At 62.6% G+C, this 16,079-nt stretch carries 8 protein-coding genes; all 8 read right to left on the reverse strand.

The window, feature by feature from the left end; genetic code table 11:
• Positions 1-187 precede the first annotated feature (187 nt).
• Positions 188-3,538, reverse strand: a complete 3,351-nt coding sequence (locus tag ACVWZM_RS44500) for a DUF499 domain-containing protein (RefSeq protein ID WP_456856569.1) — start codon at positions 3,536-3,538, stop codon at positions 188-190.
• A complete protein-coding gene (locus tag ACVWZM_RS44505; RefSeq protein ID WP_456856570.1) occupies positions 3,498-6,335 on the reverse strand; it encodes a DUF1156 domain-containing protein in 2,838 nt (945 codons plus the stop codon). Before ACVWZM_RS44505 ends, ACVWZM_RS44500 begins: the two co-directional genes overlap by 41 nt.
• Positions 6,319-10,548: a sacsin N-terminal ATP-binding-like domain-containing protein gene (locus tag ACVWZM_RS44510; RefSeq protein ID WP_456856572.1), complete on the reverse strand. Its 4,230-nt coding sequence runs from the start codon at positions 10,546-10,548 to the stop codon at positions 6,319-6,321. The genes ACVWZM_RS44505 and ACVWZM_RS44510 overlap by 17 nt, the downstream gene beginning before the upstream one ends.
• A complete protein-coding gene (locus ACVWZM_RS44515; protein ID WP_456856574.1) occupies positions 10,545-10,823 on the reverse strand; it encodes a hypothetical protein in 279 nt (92 codons plus the stop codon). The genes ACVWZM_RS44510 and ACVWZM_RS44515 overlap by 4 nt, the downstream gene beginning before the upstream one ends.
• Positions 10,824-10,830: 7 nt before the next feature.
• Positions 10,831-11,037, reverse strand: a complete 207-nt coding sequence (locus ACVWZM_RS44520; RefSeq protein WP_456856576.1) for a hypothetical protein — start codon at positions 11,035-11,037, stop codon at positions 10,831-10,833.
• Complete coding sequence (locus tag ACVWZM_RS44525) at positions 11,034-12,014, reverse strand: hypothetical protein (RefSeq protein ID WP_456856578.1); 981 nt, start codon at positions 12,012-12,014, stop codon at positions 11,034-11,036. The genes ACVWZM_RS44520 and ACVWZM_RS44525 overlap by 4 nt, the downstream gene beginning before the upstream one ends.
• On the reverse strand, positions 12,011-15,526 hold the full coding sequence (locus ACVWZM_RS44530) for a protein NO VEIN domain-containing protein (RefSeq protein WP_456856873.1): 3,516 nt from the start codon (positions 15,524-15,526) through the stop codon (positions 12,011-12,013). Before ACVWZM_RS44530 ends, ACVWZM_RS44525 begins: the two co-directional genes overlap by 4 nt.
• Positions 15,527-15,546: 20 nt before the next feature.
• Positions 15,547-16,079 (reverse strand): WYL domain-containing protein (locus ACVWZM_RS44535; RefSeq protein WP_456856580.1); only part of this gene is annotated, 533 nt, incomplete at its 5' end.

Genomic DNA, 16,079 nt, shown 5'->3' on the forward strand with positions numbered 1-16,079 from the left:
CCCTTACGCTGGAGTGCTACCGCTCTGCGGCGGGCCCCCTACCACACGCTGGGCAGTCGGTCCGCTACGCCGTCGATGCCCTCGATGCCTAGGCTGAGAGCTGCCGGCGCGCCACGACGGCGGCACCGGCGGCGCCGTAACTCCGCTTCGGCCATCTCAAATACCCGCCGTCGCGCCGCAATTTTTTCTACTCGACCGACTTCTCGATAAAACCAAGCGTATTGGCGTTTTCGACCAGCGTCCGCACCTTGGCGCGCTCAAGCCCACCGGGCACTTCTGCTTCGATCTCAAGCCTGAGTTTCACCTGACTGCCCGGCAGCGTCGTAAGCTGTTCGACGATTGCTTCGACAATCTGATGGATGTCTCGCGCTGGCCGCTCCGGTGAGATCATCACGGCGCCGGTGAATCGCGTCGGCTTCTTTTCCACTGGAGGCGGCGTCGGCCCGCCCCCGGCAGGTTGCTCTCCCGTCCCTGGCGCCTTGTCGCCGGGGCCGGCAGAAGCGCCTCCGGGCGCAGGTTGTGCCGGCGCCGGCCGGTGCGCTTCGGCCACATCCGGTTTGATAATGACGCTGTCGCCGTCGATGACCACCGGCACGTTGCTGGCTCTGTCGATCGCGAGCCCCAAATAAGTGTCCGTCTTCCCATCCCACCGCTCGGCGTAGGCGAAGGGGCCGGGCAGCATGCCGCTGACGGCCGCCAGCACGGCCTTGATCAGGACTTCCTGGTTCTTCAGCCGCGGGAGATAGATGTAGCGGTTGAGATATTCCCGCAGATCCTTCAGCGACAGGTGGGGGTTGTCGTTCCAGATGTATTTCTGGAGATCGCGATCGAGGCGCGACGGCCCAAGCTCGACGAGCAAGCCCTCCTCAGCCACGAGCTTCTTGCTGGCCCGGGCTAGCAGCCCATCTTGCGCTGGGATCTTACCGGACACCCACTCCCAATCGGCCTGGGCACTCTCCTGCACCGGATAGTGCAGATAGCACCACGCCTCCTTCAGGCGGGTCTTCATGGTCCCGTTCGCCTCAGCGAGCTTGGTTTCGGCGAGCGCGCTGTCGCTCTGGGTGAGATTAAGCCGCTTGGTATCTCGGACGATTTCACTCCAGGCTAGGTAGGCGCGCACAGCGTCCTTGAGATGGTCGAGCTGCCGAGCTTCCGCGGCGATGAACACCAACATATTGCGATAGACGCGCGGTGTGCTGCCTCGTTGCGTGAGGATGTCTTTCGCCTCGACCAGCGCGTCCGAGCCCTCGCGGCCGTTGTGCGGATGCTTGACGCCCAGCACCACGACACGGACACCGCCAGCCTCGTCCGGCACTTCGGCCGATGATGCGGGGGCGACCTGCCTAGCATCGAAATGCCCGCGATCCGCGAGGCCATTTACATATTTGCCGAGTTCAGTGTCGATCGTTACGTCGACTAGAGCTGCCTCGATCTGCGCCGCCTTATCCGCCGCGATGCGGTTGAGGCTGGCCGACATGGAGTACCAATAGCGGCCAAGATCCGCGTGCATGAACTTGGACTGGTTGGTCAGCCGGCGTAGCGCATCGCCGAAGATCGCCGGCCTCTCACCGGGCTGCACAACGCCGAGATTGATCTGCTTGTCGTCGAGGCCTGTGTTCTGCTGCTGATGCGTGGGCGCCGTCCCCATGAAGATCGTGCGGGCGACGCGGCGGGTCGCCGAATAGCGATTCAGGTTGGGCGCTGACTGGTCGACCTTGTAAGGAGTGGACGCCGTGCCATCGACATCGCCGGCGATGATCGATTGCCAGGTCACGTCGAGATAATGGAGCAGCTCCGGCTCCACGCGGGGCGAACTCACCGCCACGCTGCCCGGCATGATCATCACCGATGGATCGGCGCTCATCCAAAGCTCGTGAATGGCCTGCGCCATCAGGCGCAGGACGCCGCGGGTGCGCTGGAATTTTTCGAGCGATCCCCAACTCGTATAGAGTTGGTCGAACAGCTCAGGATGGATCGGATAGGCCTTTTCCAGCTTGCGCCGGTAGTCCTCATCCGCGCACCCCTGCGGGAAATCGTTGGCGTTCTCCCGATACAGCTTGGCGAACTGCTTCAGCGTGTTGTCGCGGTGATGGAATTTGTCACCGGGGATTTCCTTGAAGAGCCGCCGCCGAACGATCTCATAGCTCTCTTCCTGACTCGCCGGCCGCCACGAGGATTCTACGCGGCTGAAGGTCTGCTTGAGGCGGGCCAGCGCTTCCTGACCGCCCTCACCGCCCACCTCGATCTGCGAGGCCGGCAACGAGGCAACTAGCAGAGTGCCGGGACTGGCCTTGACCGCCTCGGTCAGCGACTGGACGAAGGACAGGTTCGCGTCGAACGACCCGGATGGCAGCCCCTCGACCTTGTAGATTTGCCGCAGATAGGCGACCCATTCGTCGATAAGAATCAGGCACGGCGCATATTTCTTAAAGAGCGCCTCCAGGAGGTTCGAGCCTGGCGCGATGCCGCTGGCGTCATTCTCCGCCACCATGGCGAAGGCGTCGGCGCCGCCGAGTTGCCAGGCCAACTCGCCCCAGGTCGTGCGGATGTTCCGGTCGCCCTCCGCGTGGAGCACGTCCTGCGGTCCCCGCGATGTGCCGACGAGAACCGCCCGGTTGATGCCCTTCGGCACGCTCAGTCCGAGCTTGTCGAGCAATTGATCCAGGCCCGACAAGTCCTGCACCGGCGTCGGCCCCGCCATGTGATAGAGGGCCAACATTGAGTGCGTCTTGCCGCCACCGAAATTGGTTTGCAACTCGACGACCGGATCGCCGCCACTGCCGGACAGCCGCTTCGCAGCGCCGATCAGCAAAGCGCTCAACCCTTCGGTCAGATAGGTGCGGCTGAAGAACTGACGCGGATCACGATATTCCGGCGGCGCGCTCCCGGAATGGACCTTGGCGAGGTCGGCCGCAAACTCGGCCTGCTGGAACTCGCCGGTGGCGACATCCTGGTGCGGCTCGACCACCTCGCGCCACGGCAGCAGGCCCGCCACTGTCTCGACCGAGATTTCGAGCCGCTGGGTTTTCCGTCGTTCCTCATTGCGCGCCAGCTCGGTGAACTTCGTGCGCAGGATGGTGTCGCGCATCTTGCCGAGCTGCTCAGCCGTCTCACCGGCGCTGATCGCCTCCATGAGCCGACGCATAGAGTCGAGCGCACGCTCGGCGTCGTCATAGGTGAAGGTCTCGTTGTGCGAGAGCTTGTTGCGGACATCGCTCAGCTCGTTGACCAGCGACCGCTCGGCGCGGCCGAGAACGGCCTTGAACGCCTCGGTCCAGAAGCGATCCATTGCATTGAACAGCGCGGCCTGATCCCAGCCGACTTCACCGTTGCTGTTTGGGCGCAGGCTCGACAGCTTCTCCAAAACCTGGACCTGCCAATGCCCCTTGAGCGAAGTTTCGAGCCGCTTTTCGACGAAGGGGATCAGCGCCGCTGGCAGCAGCTCCATCCCTTCAAACACATATTGGCGCGTACTTTTTGCCACGTCCTGTTCCCCCTCAAATATCCAGCCGGATCTGGCGATCCCCGCTTGTGTCATGAATGGCCGCCGCAGCCTTCGTCAGCTCGGTCCAGTCGGCGATCAAGGCGTTGTAGGCCGTGGCCTCCTTGGCATCCTTTCGCTTGTTGGCGCTGATGTCGTAGAGGCAGTAGGCGAGATCCTTTACGGCTTCGGCGTGGGTGTTGATCTTCTTCAGCAAGACGGCAGTGTCGTGGGAAATGCCGTCCTTCTCGTGCTGGCGGACCAGATGCTGAAGGCATTCCCACACTGTCAGATGGCGGTCCTCCTCCGGGTTCCAATCGCCGTCGAGTTCATCGCGCGAGAAGATGCGGACTTTGCCCGCGGCGCTATCCACGATTCCGGCGTGCCTGACGCTATCGACCGAGATACCGCGCGCCGTTGCGATACTGTTGGCGATGCCATAATCGCCCGCTTTGAGCCCATTCTGCTCAAACCAAGTGATGGCGAACCGCGTATCAGCATCGAACTCGCCCTGGATGCCGCCGAGATATTCGTCGAGTTCGCGATTGATGAGTTGGAGCGCGGTCTTCACGCTCATTGGGCTATCGCCAGATTCCAGGACGGCCTTGTAACGGGAGAACACGCCCATGCCGGGTCCGATGGCCGATTGCGGCATGTCGGCTGGGGCGATGTTCGCCGCTTGAAGCTCGGCAATCGCCGGCGGCAGTTCCCGTTTCAGTCCGCGGATGAATTCGGCGCGGGTTATGATTTCTGCCGTCGCTTCCTTCTTCCGGCAGACAAGGACGACCGAATTTGCGAGGGCGTTGGTGCCCGATGCAACCATTCGGTTCGCCATTTCAGTGCGCAATGGCCATGTGCCGACCACGGCAAAGCCAGCATCCATAACTGCCTGGAGGAAGGTGGCCCAACCCGTGGAGCTGACTCCTTCGTCAACGATCTCGCTCTGCTTGAACGCATAGTAAATAGTCGCGGGAAAGCCTTCGAGTGAAAGATCGGCCATACGAGATACGGCCGATGTCATACCTTCGATGAAGAATTTCTCCGCACCTTCACGGCCGCCGTGCCGGGAGGCAATCGCCACAAGTTCATCTGATTTTGGAGTTGCGATCACCCCAAACAGTGACGGTTCAACATCACGCAACGCCCGGCGTATCCACGCATAGAAAAAATCTGACAAGATCGAGTACGCGATATTATCGTAGTAAGGTGGATCAGTGCTGATAACTACAGGCCGCGAGGAGTTCGCCGCTTGTGCGTTTTGTTGCCCCACTAACCCTGATGCGCCAAGAACGAGCGCATCTAACGTTTTCACACCCCACTCGATACAGTTTCGCCAATTCCCCGTAGATGACGAAAAAATATTCGCCTCTGTGAAATCCCACGTCATCGGAAGAGATTGTCGTCCAAATGTATTTCTGATGATTTCCCTGCTACTGTGCCAAGTGGTTATCGACGAGTGATAGTCCGCCGCTTTGGAGATACCGAAGGTCAAGTATACGCTCACCGCTTCTGCATAGGCCGAGGCGCCTTTGCCTCCATCGCGCAGCGGCGTCGGGCCGGGGGTGAGGCCCGCAGCCAGAGCATCAGCCTCGATTTGTGCCCGTGCTTCACCCACCAGATCGCTAAATGTATTCAGCGCTACCAACTGACGATCCGTGTAGAGATTCCCCCATGTTGTAAGACCATATGCAGAGCAGACGCCGCCAGTTATTTCTGCCCGAGTTGGCGTCAATCCAGATAGAAATGACTCCCTTGCTTCGGACACATTGATATTTTTCTGAGCGAGCGCCGCGGTCTCCTCATGAATTTGGTTTGGAGGAGCGTACACCCGCATTCGAGAGCCTTCTGCGACAACGGCTATCAACCTCGCACCAAGGCGACCGTTCTTTCCTTCGCTCCTGATATATTCGCGCTGAATTGGTGCTCCGGAGAACAGGCAGACAAAGTCCTGTGCTTTTCCGGCCTTCGTTCCTGCATTCGCTTCCTGCAATTCTTGCTTGGTGACGCCAGCGGTCTTAATCGAAAAATTAATTTCTCTTCGAGCCTTATCGACCACGGGTACGATTATCGCCTCGCCCCCCTTCTTCGACGAAAGTACGAACGAGTTAACCAGGGGAACATGCGCCCCTCCAAAAGCCGGATCCGGACTCGCAACTGTTCGCGCCCATATCCAGGCAATCACCGTTGCTTTACCGCCGCCCTGTTCCTTCGGCAGGTCTACCTGCGGGTAGAGATGCCCAATGCGCTCCCACGCCTTCTCGCGCATCCATTCGCCATAGTATTTGACGTCTTCAGCCAGTCCCTCGGCATTGCGGTAGAACTGCCGATCCTTTGCCCCGGGATGGATCGGTTCTTTGTCCTTGAACTTCGGCGGGATCTCGATCATCGCCTTGCCAATCATCACCGCGACCGGGTTCAGGTCCGACCCATAAGCGGGCAGACCGAGGCGCTGCGCCTCCAAAGGGATCGACCCACCGCCCGAGAACGGATCATAGACCGGGGGGAGCTCGCCGCCGCAGCTCTTGCGGATTTCGGCGCGGGCGCGTTCCAGCACCCCCTCGTTGGTCGAGTTCTCCCACTTCACCAATTCCTCGATGATGCCGAACAGCCGCTTGCGCTCGGCCTCCTGCGCTTCATGCGTGGGGAATTTCTCAAGGTCGCTCGACGGATCATCGACGAGCTGGGCGAACAGCACCGCGCGGCACGCCGCCAGTGGCCGGCGCGCCCACCACAGATGCAGCGTGGACGGATGCCCATGCCGGATCGACTTTTCCCGTGCGGAGGCGGCGTTGATCGCTTCGAGGGGGATCGCAACCTCGATCAATTTCTTCTTCGTGTTATTCGTCGAGGTCATAAACAAGCCTGTACGTTGCGGGGTGAATGGTCAGCTCACCGCCGTCGCGCAGCGCGCGCAGGCGGACGCCCGTCATCTCGACGGGATCACCCTCGGGGTTGATGAGAATGAACGAATAGACGTCCGGCTTCTGATCGAGCAGACCCCAGACGTCGGCTTCAAGCTGGAGCGGTTCGTGCTCCAGGCAATGGTCCTTTGGATAATAGTGGCGTAGAATCTCACCGCCTGCCGAACGGCGCTCCCACGGAAAGCGCGTGCCGTTGGCGCGACTGATCCAGCTCCCGTCCGCATGGAAGAAGCGATCCTCGCCGTCGGACTTATAGCCCTGGCCGAGTGCGAAGCGAGCCATGACGCTGGGACGTGGCGGCTTCGGCGCGGCGCGAGGACGGGTCGCAATGTCCATTTCGAACAGCTCGCGATCCGGCTCTCCGGTCTGCGGCTCCGGTTCGGGTTGCGTGGCGGGTTCGTCCTCCTCCGATAGGAGGAGATCGTTCGCCTCAGCCGGCGCGCCATGGTCGCGCATGTCTTCGACAGAGTCGTCGGCCGCATCATCATCGCTACGAGCGGTTGCGGGCTGGGCCTCGACGACCGGCGCGACGACGATTTGCTCAGAGCCGAGCGTGAAGTTCTCCTCAAGATATTCCTTGATGTCCTCGGGCGACCGCTCGAAGGCATAGGACAGCGCCGCGCGAATATCCGCGCTCAGGCTCCTGCCGATCTCTTCGGGTACCCGCTTGGCAAGCTTGGCCTTCGACAACGGGCTGACGAATAGCTTGCGGTCGAGCCACAGAATGTCGGTGAGCCGCGCCGTGCCGGCGGGCACGCCGTCGAGATAGGGAACAACCTCCAGCTTGGGGGTCTGGACCCAGCTCGTCGCCGCGATCGCTTCCGCCAACGCCCGCACTCGCTCGGTCTCGGCGGCATCGGCAAGCTCTATGCGCCCGAGCTGCATTCCGAACGCTATCAGCCAGGCGCGACGGTCTTCCATGCCGGCCAGCAGCGACGGTTGGTTGAACCGTTCCTCGACGAGGTCCGACAAAGCCGGCAACGCCGAGAATGGCGGCGCCTGCACGGTCTCCGCCGACAGCCGCTGAAAATCGGCGGTTTTGCGCTTAACCCATTCGTGCAGATGGCTCCAGCGGAACAGGGTCTGCATGCTCAGGCCATAGGCGAGCGTATCGACCGGCGCCCATTCGCCCACGAGGTTCAGCCAGTGCCCGCACTCCTCCCAGATCCGGGTCGGGTATCGGACCAGCAAGGTGCGAACCCGCCGGGCGTCGTCGGCCGACAGCACCTTCCCTGAGGCTAGGGTCCCGAGCCATTGCAGCGCGAGGTCCGCGGACGGGCGGTCGGCGACACCGATACGATGCCACAGGCTGAGGTCGAGCACGGACGCGCGCACGACCGCGGCACTGGGGACATCCTCCTCGTCCCCAGCCAGGAAGACGCCGCCGGTCGTCGCCCATGTCCCGTCCTGGGCGAGGATCAGCTTCTCGGCCTTGAAGGCGTTCCTGATGTTCTGCGCATCAGCGGTCGAGCAACCGTCGAGCATCTGATCCAGGCGGCGGTACCATTTCTCGACCTCATACGCCGGCGCCCGGTCGGATTTCGCCAGGGCGCGCAGCCGGTCGAGCAGGCGTCCTGGGCCGCTCGGCGTGCTGCGGACACCGAGAAGATCGAGCAGCGGGCGCGTCGTTTCCCGGTCGAGCAGCCCATGCACGAAGGGCTCAACGTCGATCAGCGCCTCCGTCTCCGGCGTCCTGCGCACCAGGTCCGCCGGGAGGTGGATCATGTTGCGGGTGTCAGAAAGGCAGGACTTGGCCCGCAGCTTCAGCAGCCAATCCGCCAGCAACGGCTCCGAGCTAACCGATCGCGTCGATCCGGTGGTCGCCACCTGCGACAGGCGAACGCTCGAAGCTCGTGACCAATAGGCGTCGCGCTGCTCCAGGATCTTTCCGACAACCTTGGCCCAAATACCGGGATCGGCCTTCGACAACGCCTCCCAATGCCGCCAATAGTCGGCCGGGAAGTCCCAATCATCGAGAACGAAGCTGTCCGTGACATAGGCATAGTAAAGCGCCTGGCGCTGCCCGCGCGCCTGCGCCTCCGCCACTGCGCGCTGGCGTCCGTAAAGGCTGGTCCGCTTCTGCGCGAGCGGCGCCATCGTCTGAAGCCCCGAACGGCCCGACGACACCCAGCGAATCCAATCCTCCCGCGTGCAGGATTTGAAGCTCGCTACATAGTCGCCGTGCAGGAGCTGCGTCTTGCGGACGGACTCCGGCAACAACGCCTCTAGCGCGCCATTCTCGTCGAACAGCACCCCCTTGCCGATCGTCCGAAGCTTCAGGTCCGCGCAGGCATATCGGAAGGCTTCACCGATCGTGACGCCCAGCTTGGCCGCGATCTGGGCAAGCTGGACACACTCGGCGAGCTTCGGCTGACCCGAGCCGAAATAGTCGGCGGCGACGCGCTCGATCACGGCGTTGACGTCGCTCGTCCCATCGAGGCCGATCTCCTCCAGCACCGCAAAGGCCGCCTCGACCGGATCGTTGCGGCTTTCCCCCTCCCCCTTGTCGCGACGCTGGTCGGCGAGGAAGCGGGTCCAGTTCTGGTTGAGGACGATCAGATGGCTGGCGAGAAACTCCCAATCCTCTTCCGACTGGAGCAGCTTCTTCTCGCCGAGCCGAACGATCTCCGACGCCGCGTAGAGCGCCTCCTTGCCCTGCACCGGCACGATCCGGAGGGCGTCGGCGTCGTGACACTGCCAGCCCGTCACCTCGGGCGCGATATAGGCCCACAGGTTCAGCAGATGTCGCCAGGTCGCGGGCCGAGGCAGATGATGGCTGCGTAGGCACTCGAGCAGATCGGACTTCGAGAACTCGTCGACCAGGCCCCAATGGACGAGCTTGGTCCGGTTCTTGGCCGATACATGCTGACACAGCGCCGGCCGGGACTTGGCATCGAGCAACGCCATGGCCTGGTCGGCCGGCCAGATGTCGAAGATCGGCCGCGGGACGGTGATCGCGCCCTTGGCGTCGACCAGTCGGCCCTCTTCAGTCAGAAGCATGAGCCGGCCATCGATCGCGGCGTCAAACGCCAGCTCGACGATCGCACCACACACCCCTTCAAGCGTGGCCGCCTCACGGTCAACGTCAGGCAGCAACCCATAGGCGTCCGCCCGATCCGCCGCGCTGGTCTCGGTCTGCTCCAGCCACTCCATCATGGAGCTCGCGGCGAGTTCGCCGGCGCGGTTCAGGAGCCATCGATTGGTCGGCGAGGTCTCCGGGTCCTTGATCTTGAGGCGCGCCGGGTCCTGGATGAAGGGCGCGTTGCAGGCGAAGGGGAGCGCCGTTTCGACCCCGGTCGGCAGCACGACGTAGAGCCGGCCCTTCGCGCCCAGCACGATCTCAACCCGGCAGGGCGGGAAATCACCGCTATCCTCGGCCCCCAACATCCGCTCCTTGCGGATCTCATCGAGCGCCTCGGCCGGAAAAGCTTCTTCGCCCGACCGCACCAACAGAAAGGGATTCTCCGCTTTCTCATCCAAAGCCATCCATTCGCTCTGGGCGATGGGGCCGGATCCGAGGCTCCGCCAATGCACCTCGCTGTCGCCGATCCGAAAGCGGCGGATTTTCTTGAAGAAGAGCAGCGACACCGGGCTCTTCAGCCATTCCTCGAGGTTCTTCTCGACCTCACGGCGCAGCAGCGCGTTGGCGATCGCCACTTCGACGCGCGTAGTTCCGGTCGTCAGATTGCGGCTGTCGATCCAATGCGGCTGGGTGAACCGCGCGCGCTCGAAGGCGACCGCCAGGGTCGGTGTAAAAAGCTCGACCCGATCGCCCAAGCTGAACGTGCTCTTGAACCCTATCCCCCGAAACCCGATCGTGTGCAGCGCGCGCTTGTTGGAATAGCCAAAACGGCAGATCGAGGCGAAATGGGCCTCGATGAAGTCCTCGCCATTGTGCTCGAACACAAAGCGGTCGTTCTCGATCGATACACGCGCTTCGCTGGCGCCGGCGTCGTCGGCGTTCTGGAGCAGCTCGGAGAGGATATGGCGCGGGCTCTGCACCTGCTTGAAGAGCTGGTGCCACGGCCCGGCAAGCTCTGGGTCCGCGTCAAGCTGGTCCCAGCGCTTGGTCGCGCGCTCCTGAATCGGCAGAAAATAGCCGGGAGGATCAGCGAGGATGGCCTCGATCTGGCGGCCCGCACTCATAGGGGCAGCTCCAGCGTCGATGGCGTGGCGACCAGTTCGGGTCCCCGCGGTGGGGCGGTCTTGCGCCAACCACCCTTAACGGTCTGGATGGCGGAAATTGGCAGCCGTTGCGCGGCCGACAATTCGTGCAGATCGCAAACGTGCCAGAACACCGCCCAGTGGCCCTGATTGTCGGACGCGTACTGGCCCGTCGTCGGCGGGCGATGCGTCATCCCCTTTGAATGCTTGCCGTTTCCACTTTCCTCGCAGCCGACATACCAGCCCACCCAGGACACGATAAAACTAGCCTTCGCTGGCACGTCCTCGTGCGACGGATAGATCAGGACCCGGCACGCGCGCACTGCCGCGCAGTTCATCGACCTTGCGAAACAGCTCCCATTTCCGTGAGCCAAAAGCGACAAAACCGGTCTTGTGCGCAATGTCGGCGCCGGACTGAAGATGCTCCAACGGAACCGGGGCGAGAATGGCGAAATCCTTGATCTCCATCACGACCCCATGCCTTGCGATCCGTACCGCCTGAGGCTGACGCGATAGCGATAGGCTGCGATTTCCTCGACCACGACCCGGTCCCCGGCCCTGGCGCGATGCAATTGATAGAAAGCGCCGATCCAGCCGCGGGCGCGGAAAAATTTCTTCTCGCCGTCGAGGTCGGTCTGGACCGGCTCTGCGCCGCCCCAATCGATCGTGAGGTCGCGTTTCGCCCGCGTCGCCTTGTTTGACCCGCCAATGGCATCGGCCGGGAAGCGGTCGAAGAACGAGCGCAGGTAGATGTGGTTGTTCGCGATGTTTCCGTCGGTGATCTCCACTTCGCCGATTACACGTCCCGTCGCTGTCTGCGAGGTCGTCGTGGCCGGTAGCGTCAGAGGTCGCGCAGTCTGGACGGTCGCTGTTGATGCACTCGGCTTCACCGGCGCGATACCGTCCGTTTTCCCGTCATCCCATTCAACGTCGGTATGCAGCTTTCGACCGCGCTGGGAGACATCGACCTTCACCGTATCGGCGCTGCCGACCCGATCATGCCGCGAAGCGGCAACCAAAGGCATCACCGCTTTCGGGTTGACCGTCGTGGCCCCGGCTTCGAACTGGCTGGCGACGCCATCGATGGCCGCGTCGTCCAGCTCGACCCAAGTCACGGCTCCACTCTTGTGCCGGTAAGGAATCGGGCGGTCGAGGCGACGCGCATCGGCGAGCTTCCAAGGCGTATTCCATTTTGCGACTTCGCCCGAGCGGATCATATGCTCGGGAATACGGTGATGCTCAAACGTGGCGATCATCTCCATTGGTGATAGCCGCGTGCCCACATCGATCAGTCTGGCCACGCCATAAATTGCCCCCGTGCCTCTGCGGATCAGAGCAAACCAGCCGCGATGTGACGCCCCTGAGGACCGCATCTCCCAGTGTTTGGTGCCGCCGAGAATGTAGCCGATCCAAGGATCGGCAATGATCAGGCCTTTGGTGATCCTCATCGCGGCGCCTCCGCGCGCTCGAGCAGGCGCGGCAGGTGGAACTGAATCGCCGTCTCCAGAAAGGATGGCTCACGCTCGACAAGGGGGCCGCGCACATACCGCGGCTCATGGGCAAAGCCGGCGGCGACCGGGACAATGGCGAGAATGAACTTCTCCGGCTCGTGCAGGGAGGTGATGACCTCCTGCCGCGTAACCATCACGCTGTCCGCGCCGTCGATGCGCCCCTTGACCTCGATGAAGCGCAGATGCCCCGACTTCGGATCGTGGGAAGCAATATCGTAACCGATCTTCTGGGCGGAGACGTCGGCCGGCTCGTTGCCCAGCGCCCGCTCGGCCGCCATGACGGCTTCCATCGCCGCAAGCTCGATCTGCCGGCGCGCTTCGGGATCTTCGGAGAAGTGGTTCGGAACGCCCGCCGACGTGACGGGCGTTTGGCGTGCTTCCAGCAGGCCCCGCGGGATGACGACCATGCCGCCCCGCACGCGCGGCGGCTGCGATGAGATGAACCGCTCACGCTCAAGCTGGTCCATCCGGCGCTTCTGCCGTTCCGCAAGGTCTTCGGCCCGGCGCTGGGCATTCTGCCAGTTCACCCGCGTCTTCTTGCCGGCCCGCTCCTCTTCCTTCAGCTCGAAGGCGCGCGAGTCCCAATAGTTGATCTCCTTCTTGAGCCGGGCGCGAACTTCCTGCTCCACCTTTTCGATCTCGGGCAAGCGCCGCGCCTTGACCTCGGCGACATGGCCCTGGGCCAATTCGACCGTCGCAAACCGGATAGCGGCCTTCTCCAGATCGGTAGTCAGCCAACTCTCGTCCAAAAGGTCGCGCACGCTGGCGACCTCCTCCGGATTGGCGGGTCGCAGATTCAGATGCGGTGCGATGCCGGCGTTGACGGTATTTCCGGCCTTGTCGATGGCGGCGAATTGGAGCCGTTGCGAAATCACATGCGGCTTGCCGGCACTGGTGACGCGACCATCCTGAACGGTGTGCTCCAGCAGGAAAATCGCCGACAGCGCGTCACCGGAATCGGTGTCATCCACCAGGATCGCACCCTGACGCATGATCTGCTCATACTGCTCGCGGATCAGGCTGATCACAGCTTCGAGCAGCGGATGGCCGGGGCAGACGAAGGCAGCGACCGGTTGCTGGTTGATCTTGTCCTTCTCGAAGCAGATCCGCTCATACTGCGTCTGGATCGGCGCGCCGGTCCCGATCTGACGATCCCGCTCGCGGATGCGTACGGGCACATGGGTGATCTCCCAGCGCCCTTCCTCGCGGCGCTTGATCCGGCCGCCCAGATGCTCAAACGCCTCGACGAAGAAGCTCTGGATGTGGTGCGGCTGGAGACGCAGCGCCTCGGCGCGCTCCATTTCAAGGCGCAGCTCCTCGACCCTGGCCTCCGGCATGGTGTCGTTAGTCAGCGCTCGGCGACGCAATAGTTCGAGCAGATTCGCTTGGTCGACGGCGCCATCGACCTGCTGGAACAAGCGCGCCTTAACCTCTTCCCTCTCGCCATACTGGATCGCTTCGAACAGCAGGTCTTTGAGCGCCACGCCGTCGAACAACTCGCCGAGCACGTCATAAACACGGCCGCCCAGCGCCTCGCGCGCCGCCTCGAGCTTTTCGAGAAGCCGGGCATAAACCTCACCCTCGCGCGTATCTGCCGCGACGAGATTCCAGAGGTGGCAGACCTCTGTCTGGCCGATGCGGTGGATGCGGCCGAACCTCTGCTCGATCTTGTTCGGGTTCCACGGCAGGTCGTAATTGACCATGAGATGGCCACGCTGAAGATTCACGCCTTCGCCCGCCGCGTCGTTGGCGATCAGCACCAGCATGTCCTTGTCTTGCATGAAGCGCTCGACGACCTTGCGCCGTTCTTCGCGCGATACGCCGCCGTGGATCACCTCCACGGCCTCGGGATTGCCGAGCCGCGCCCGCACCTTGTCGAGCAGGTAGTGCAGCGTGTCCTTGGGCTCGGTGAAGATGATCAGCTTGCGGCGATTACCAGCGGCATCGACCATCAGATCGTCGTCGAGGATACGATTGAGCTGGCTCCATTTCGTATCCACGCCCGAGCGCAGCACGCCGAGCGCCATCGCTTCCAGGCCTTTCAGCGTCTCGACTTCCAGCGCGAGCTGCTCGACCGTCTCGGCGGTCGTCGCACCCGTCGAGATCAGATCCTCAAGCTCGTCGATCTCCTCCTGACCATATTCCTCGATGTTGCGCAGCATATCGGCGTTGATCGCCGGTTCACCCATGCCGGCCCGGCGGCCCTTGGCAGCAAGGCGCGCCTCACCCAGTTCGTTTTCCAACCGTTCGCGGCGCCGCTTGAGTGACTGATAGATGGCAGCCGGCGACGATGCGAGGCGCCGCTGGAGAATCTGCAAGGCGAAGCCGACATTGTTGCGCTTCTTCCCGTCGCCCTCGGCGAACCGCTGCACGCGGTTCATCTCGGTGCGCACATATTCGGTGACGGCGGTGTAGAGCGCAGCCTCCCCTTCCGAGAGCTGGTACTTGACGGTGCGTGCGCGCCGCTCGGGGAAGAGCGGCCGGCCATCGAACTTCAGCAGTTCCTCCTTGGTCAGCCGCCGCATCATGTCTTCGGTGTCGGCATAGTGGACGCCATCGCGGAACCGGCCCTCAAACCGGTCGCCGTCGAGCAGCGCCATGAAAAGCTGGAAATCCTCTTCCTTGCCGTTGTGCGGCGTCGCCGACATGAGCAGCAAGTGCCGGCAGACCTGGCCGAGCTTTTGGCCGACCTGGTAGCGGCGCGTATATTTGACCTCGCCGCCGAAATAGGTGGCTGACATGCGATGGGCTTCGTCGCAGATGATCAGATCCCATTCGCGCGCGCTCATGAGCTTCTCCTGAAGCTCCTCATTGCGCGCCAGCACGTCGAGACGGACGATCAGCCGATCGCGGTCGCTAAACGGATTGCCCGACCGCGAGGTCTCGATCATGTCGCGGGAGAGGATGTCAAACTCGAGATTGAACTTCTGGCCGAGTTCGTCCTGCCATTGCTCGACAAGGCTGCCCGGCGCGACGACGAGGCACCGCTCGAGATCGCTGCGCGCGATCAGCTCCTTCATCAAGAGCCCGGCCATGATCGTTTTACCGGCGCCGGGATCGTCGGCGAGAAGGAAGCGAAGCGGCTGCCGCGGCAGCATTTCGCCATAGACCGCAGAAATCTGGTGCGGCAGCGGAGCGACCAGGCTCGTGTGGATCGCCAGATATGGGTCGAAATAATGCGCCAGCTTGATGCGGTTGGCTTCCGTCACCAGGCGCAGTAGCCCGCCATCGGCGTCGAACGACCAGGGCCGCCCGTTCTGCTCGACCTCAAGACGGTGCTCGTCGTCCCGATAGAGAACGGCCTCGGCTACCGCGCCGTTGTGATCGCGGTAGACGACGCTGATCGCCTGATCACCGATCCAATCGACCGAAATGACATGCACGGCCTGCGCCGAGGCAACGCCTCGGACGGACGCGCCGTTCTTTATCTCCTCAAGCCTTGCCCCCATCAGTCGCCCCCCCGATTCGTTCATAGCAGAAGCTCCGCCTTCTCAAGCGCGGCTTCAGTTTCCTTGCGGTTCATTGTTACGATATGCTGTGTATGGGCACTCAGCTTTGCGGCGTCACCAAGCAAACCAAGACGCTTCAAAACGTAGAAGAGCATCGCGTAACGAACCGTGAGTACGCCGTTACCCTGATCAAGCCCATAGTCCTTGGCGACAACCTTCTTCTGGCCCGCCGTGAGCTCGGGATGCGGGCCTATGATCACGTCGAAATAGTTGTTCCAGAGCCAATCCCGCTCGCCGGCCTCCCCCGGCTCACCTTTCGCGCCAACCTCCAGAATGCGCGGCAGCAGGAAGTCCTTGAACTTATGCTCTAGGTGGCAATAGGCCCGCGCGTGCCAGCGGAAGCCATCGTAGCCGAAAGCGTGGGGCGTGATCCGGCGCCAAATCGGGTCTGGCCGCGCCTTGTTCATCGACTGATAGAAGATGTCGAGGGAGACGCCTTCGCGGATGGCGTCGAGGATCCTGCGTAGAACCTTAATGTCGATGTCCCGCCTGG

Source organism: Bradyrhizobium sp. USDA 4501, assembly GCF_054062115.1.

Bases quoted from the DNA above. Each gene is read 5' to 3' on its own strand.
- ACVWZM_RS44500 (WP_456856569.1), bottom strand. From the start codon at position 3,538: ATGACACAAGCGGGGATCGCCAGATCCGGCTGGATATTTGAGGGGGAA.
- ACVWZM_RS44505 (WP_456856570.1), bottom strand. From the start codon at position 6,335: ATGACCTCGACGAATAACACGAAGAAGAAATTGATCGAGGTTGCGATC.
- ACVWZM_RS44510 (WP_456856572.1), bottom strand. From the start codon at position 10,548: ATGAGTGCGGGCCGCCAGATCGAGGCCATCCTCGCTGATCCTCCCGGC.
- ACVWZM_RS44525 (WP_456856578.1), bottom strand. From the start codon at position 12,014: ATGAGGATCACCAAAGGCCTGATCATTGCCGATCCTTGGATCGGCTAC.
- ACVWZM_RS44530 (WP_456856873.1), bottom strand. From the start codon at position 15,526: ATGGGGGCAAGGCTTGAGGAGATAAAGAACGGCGCGTCCGTCCGAGGC.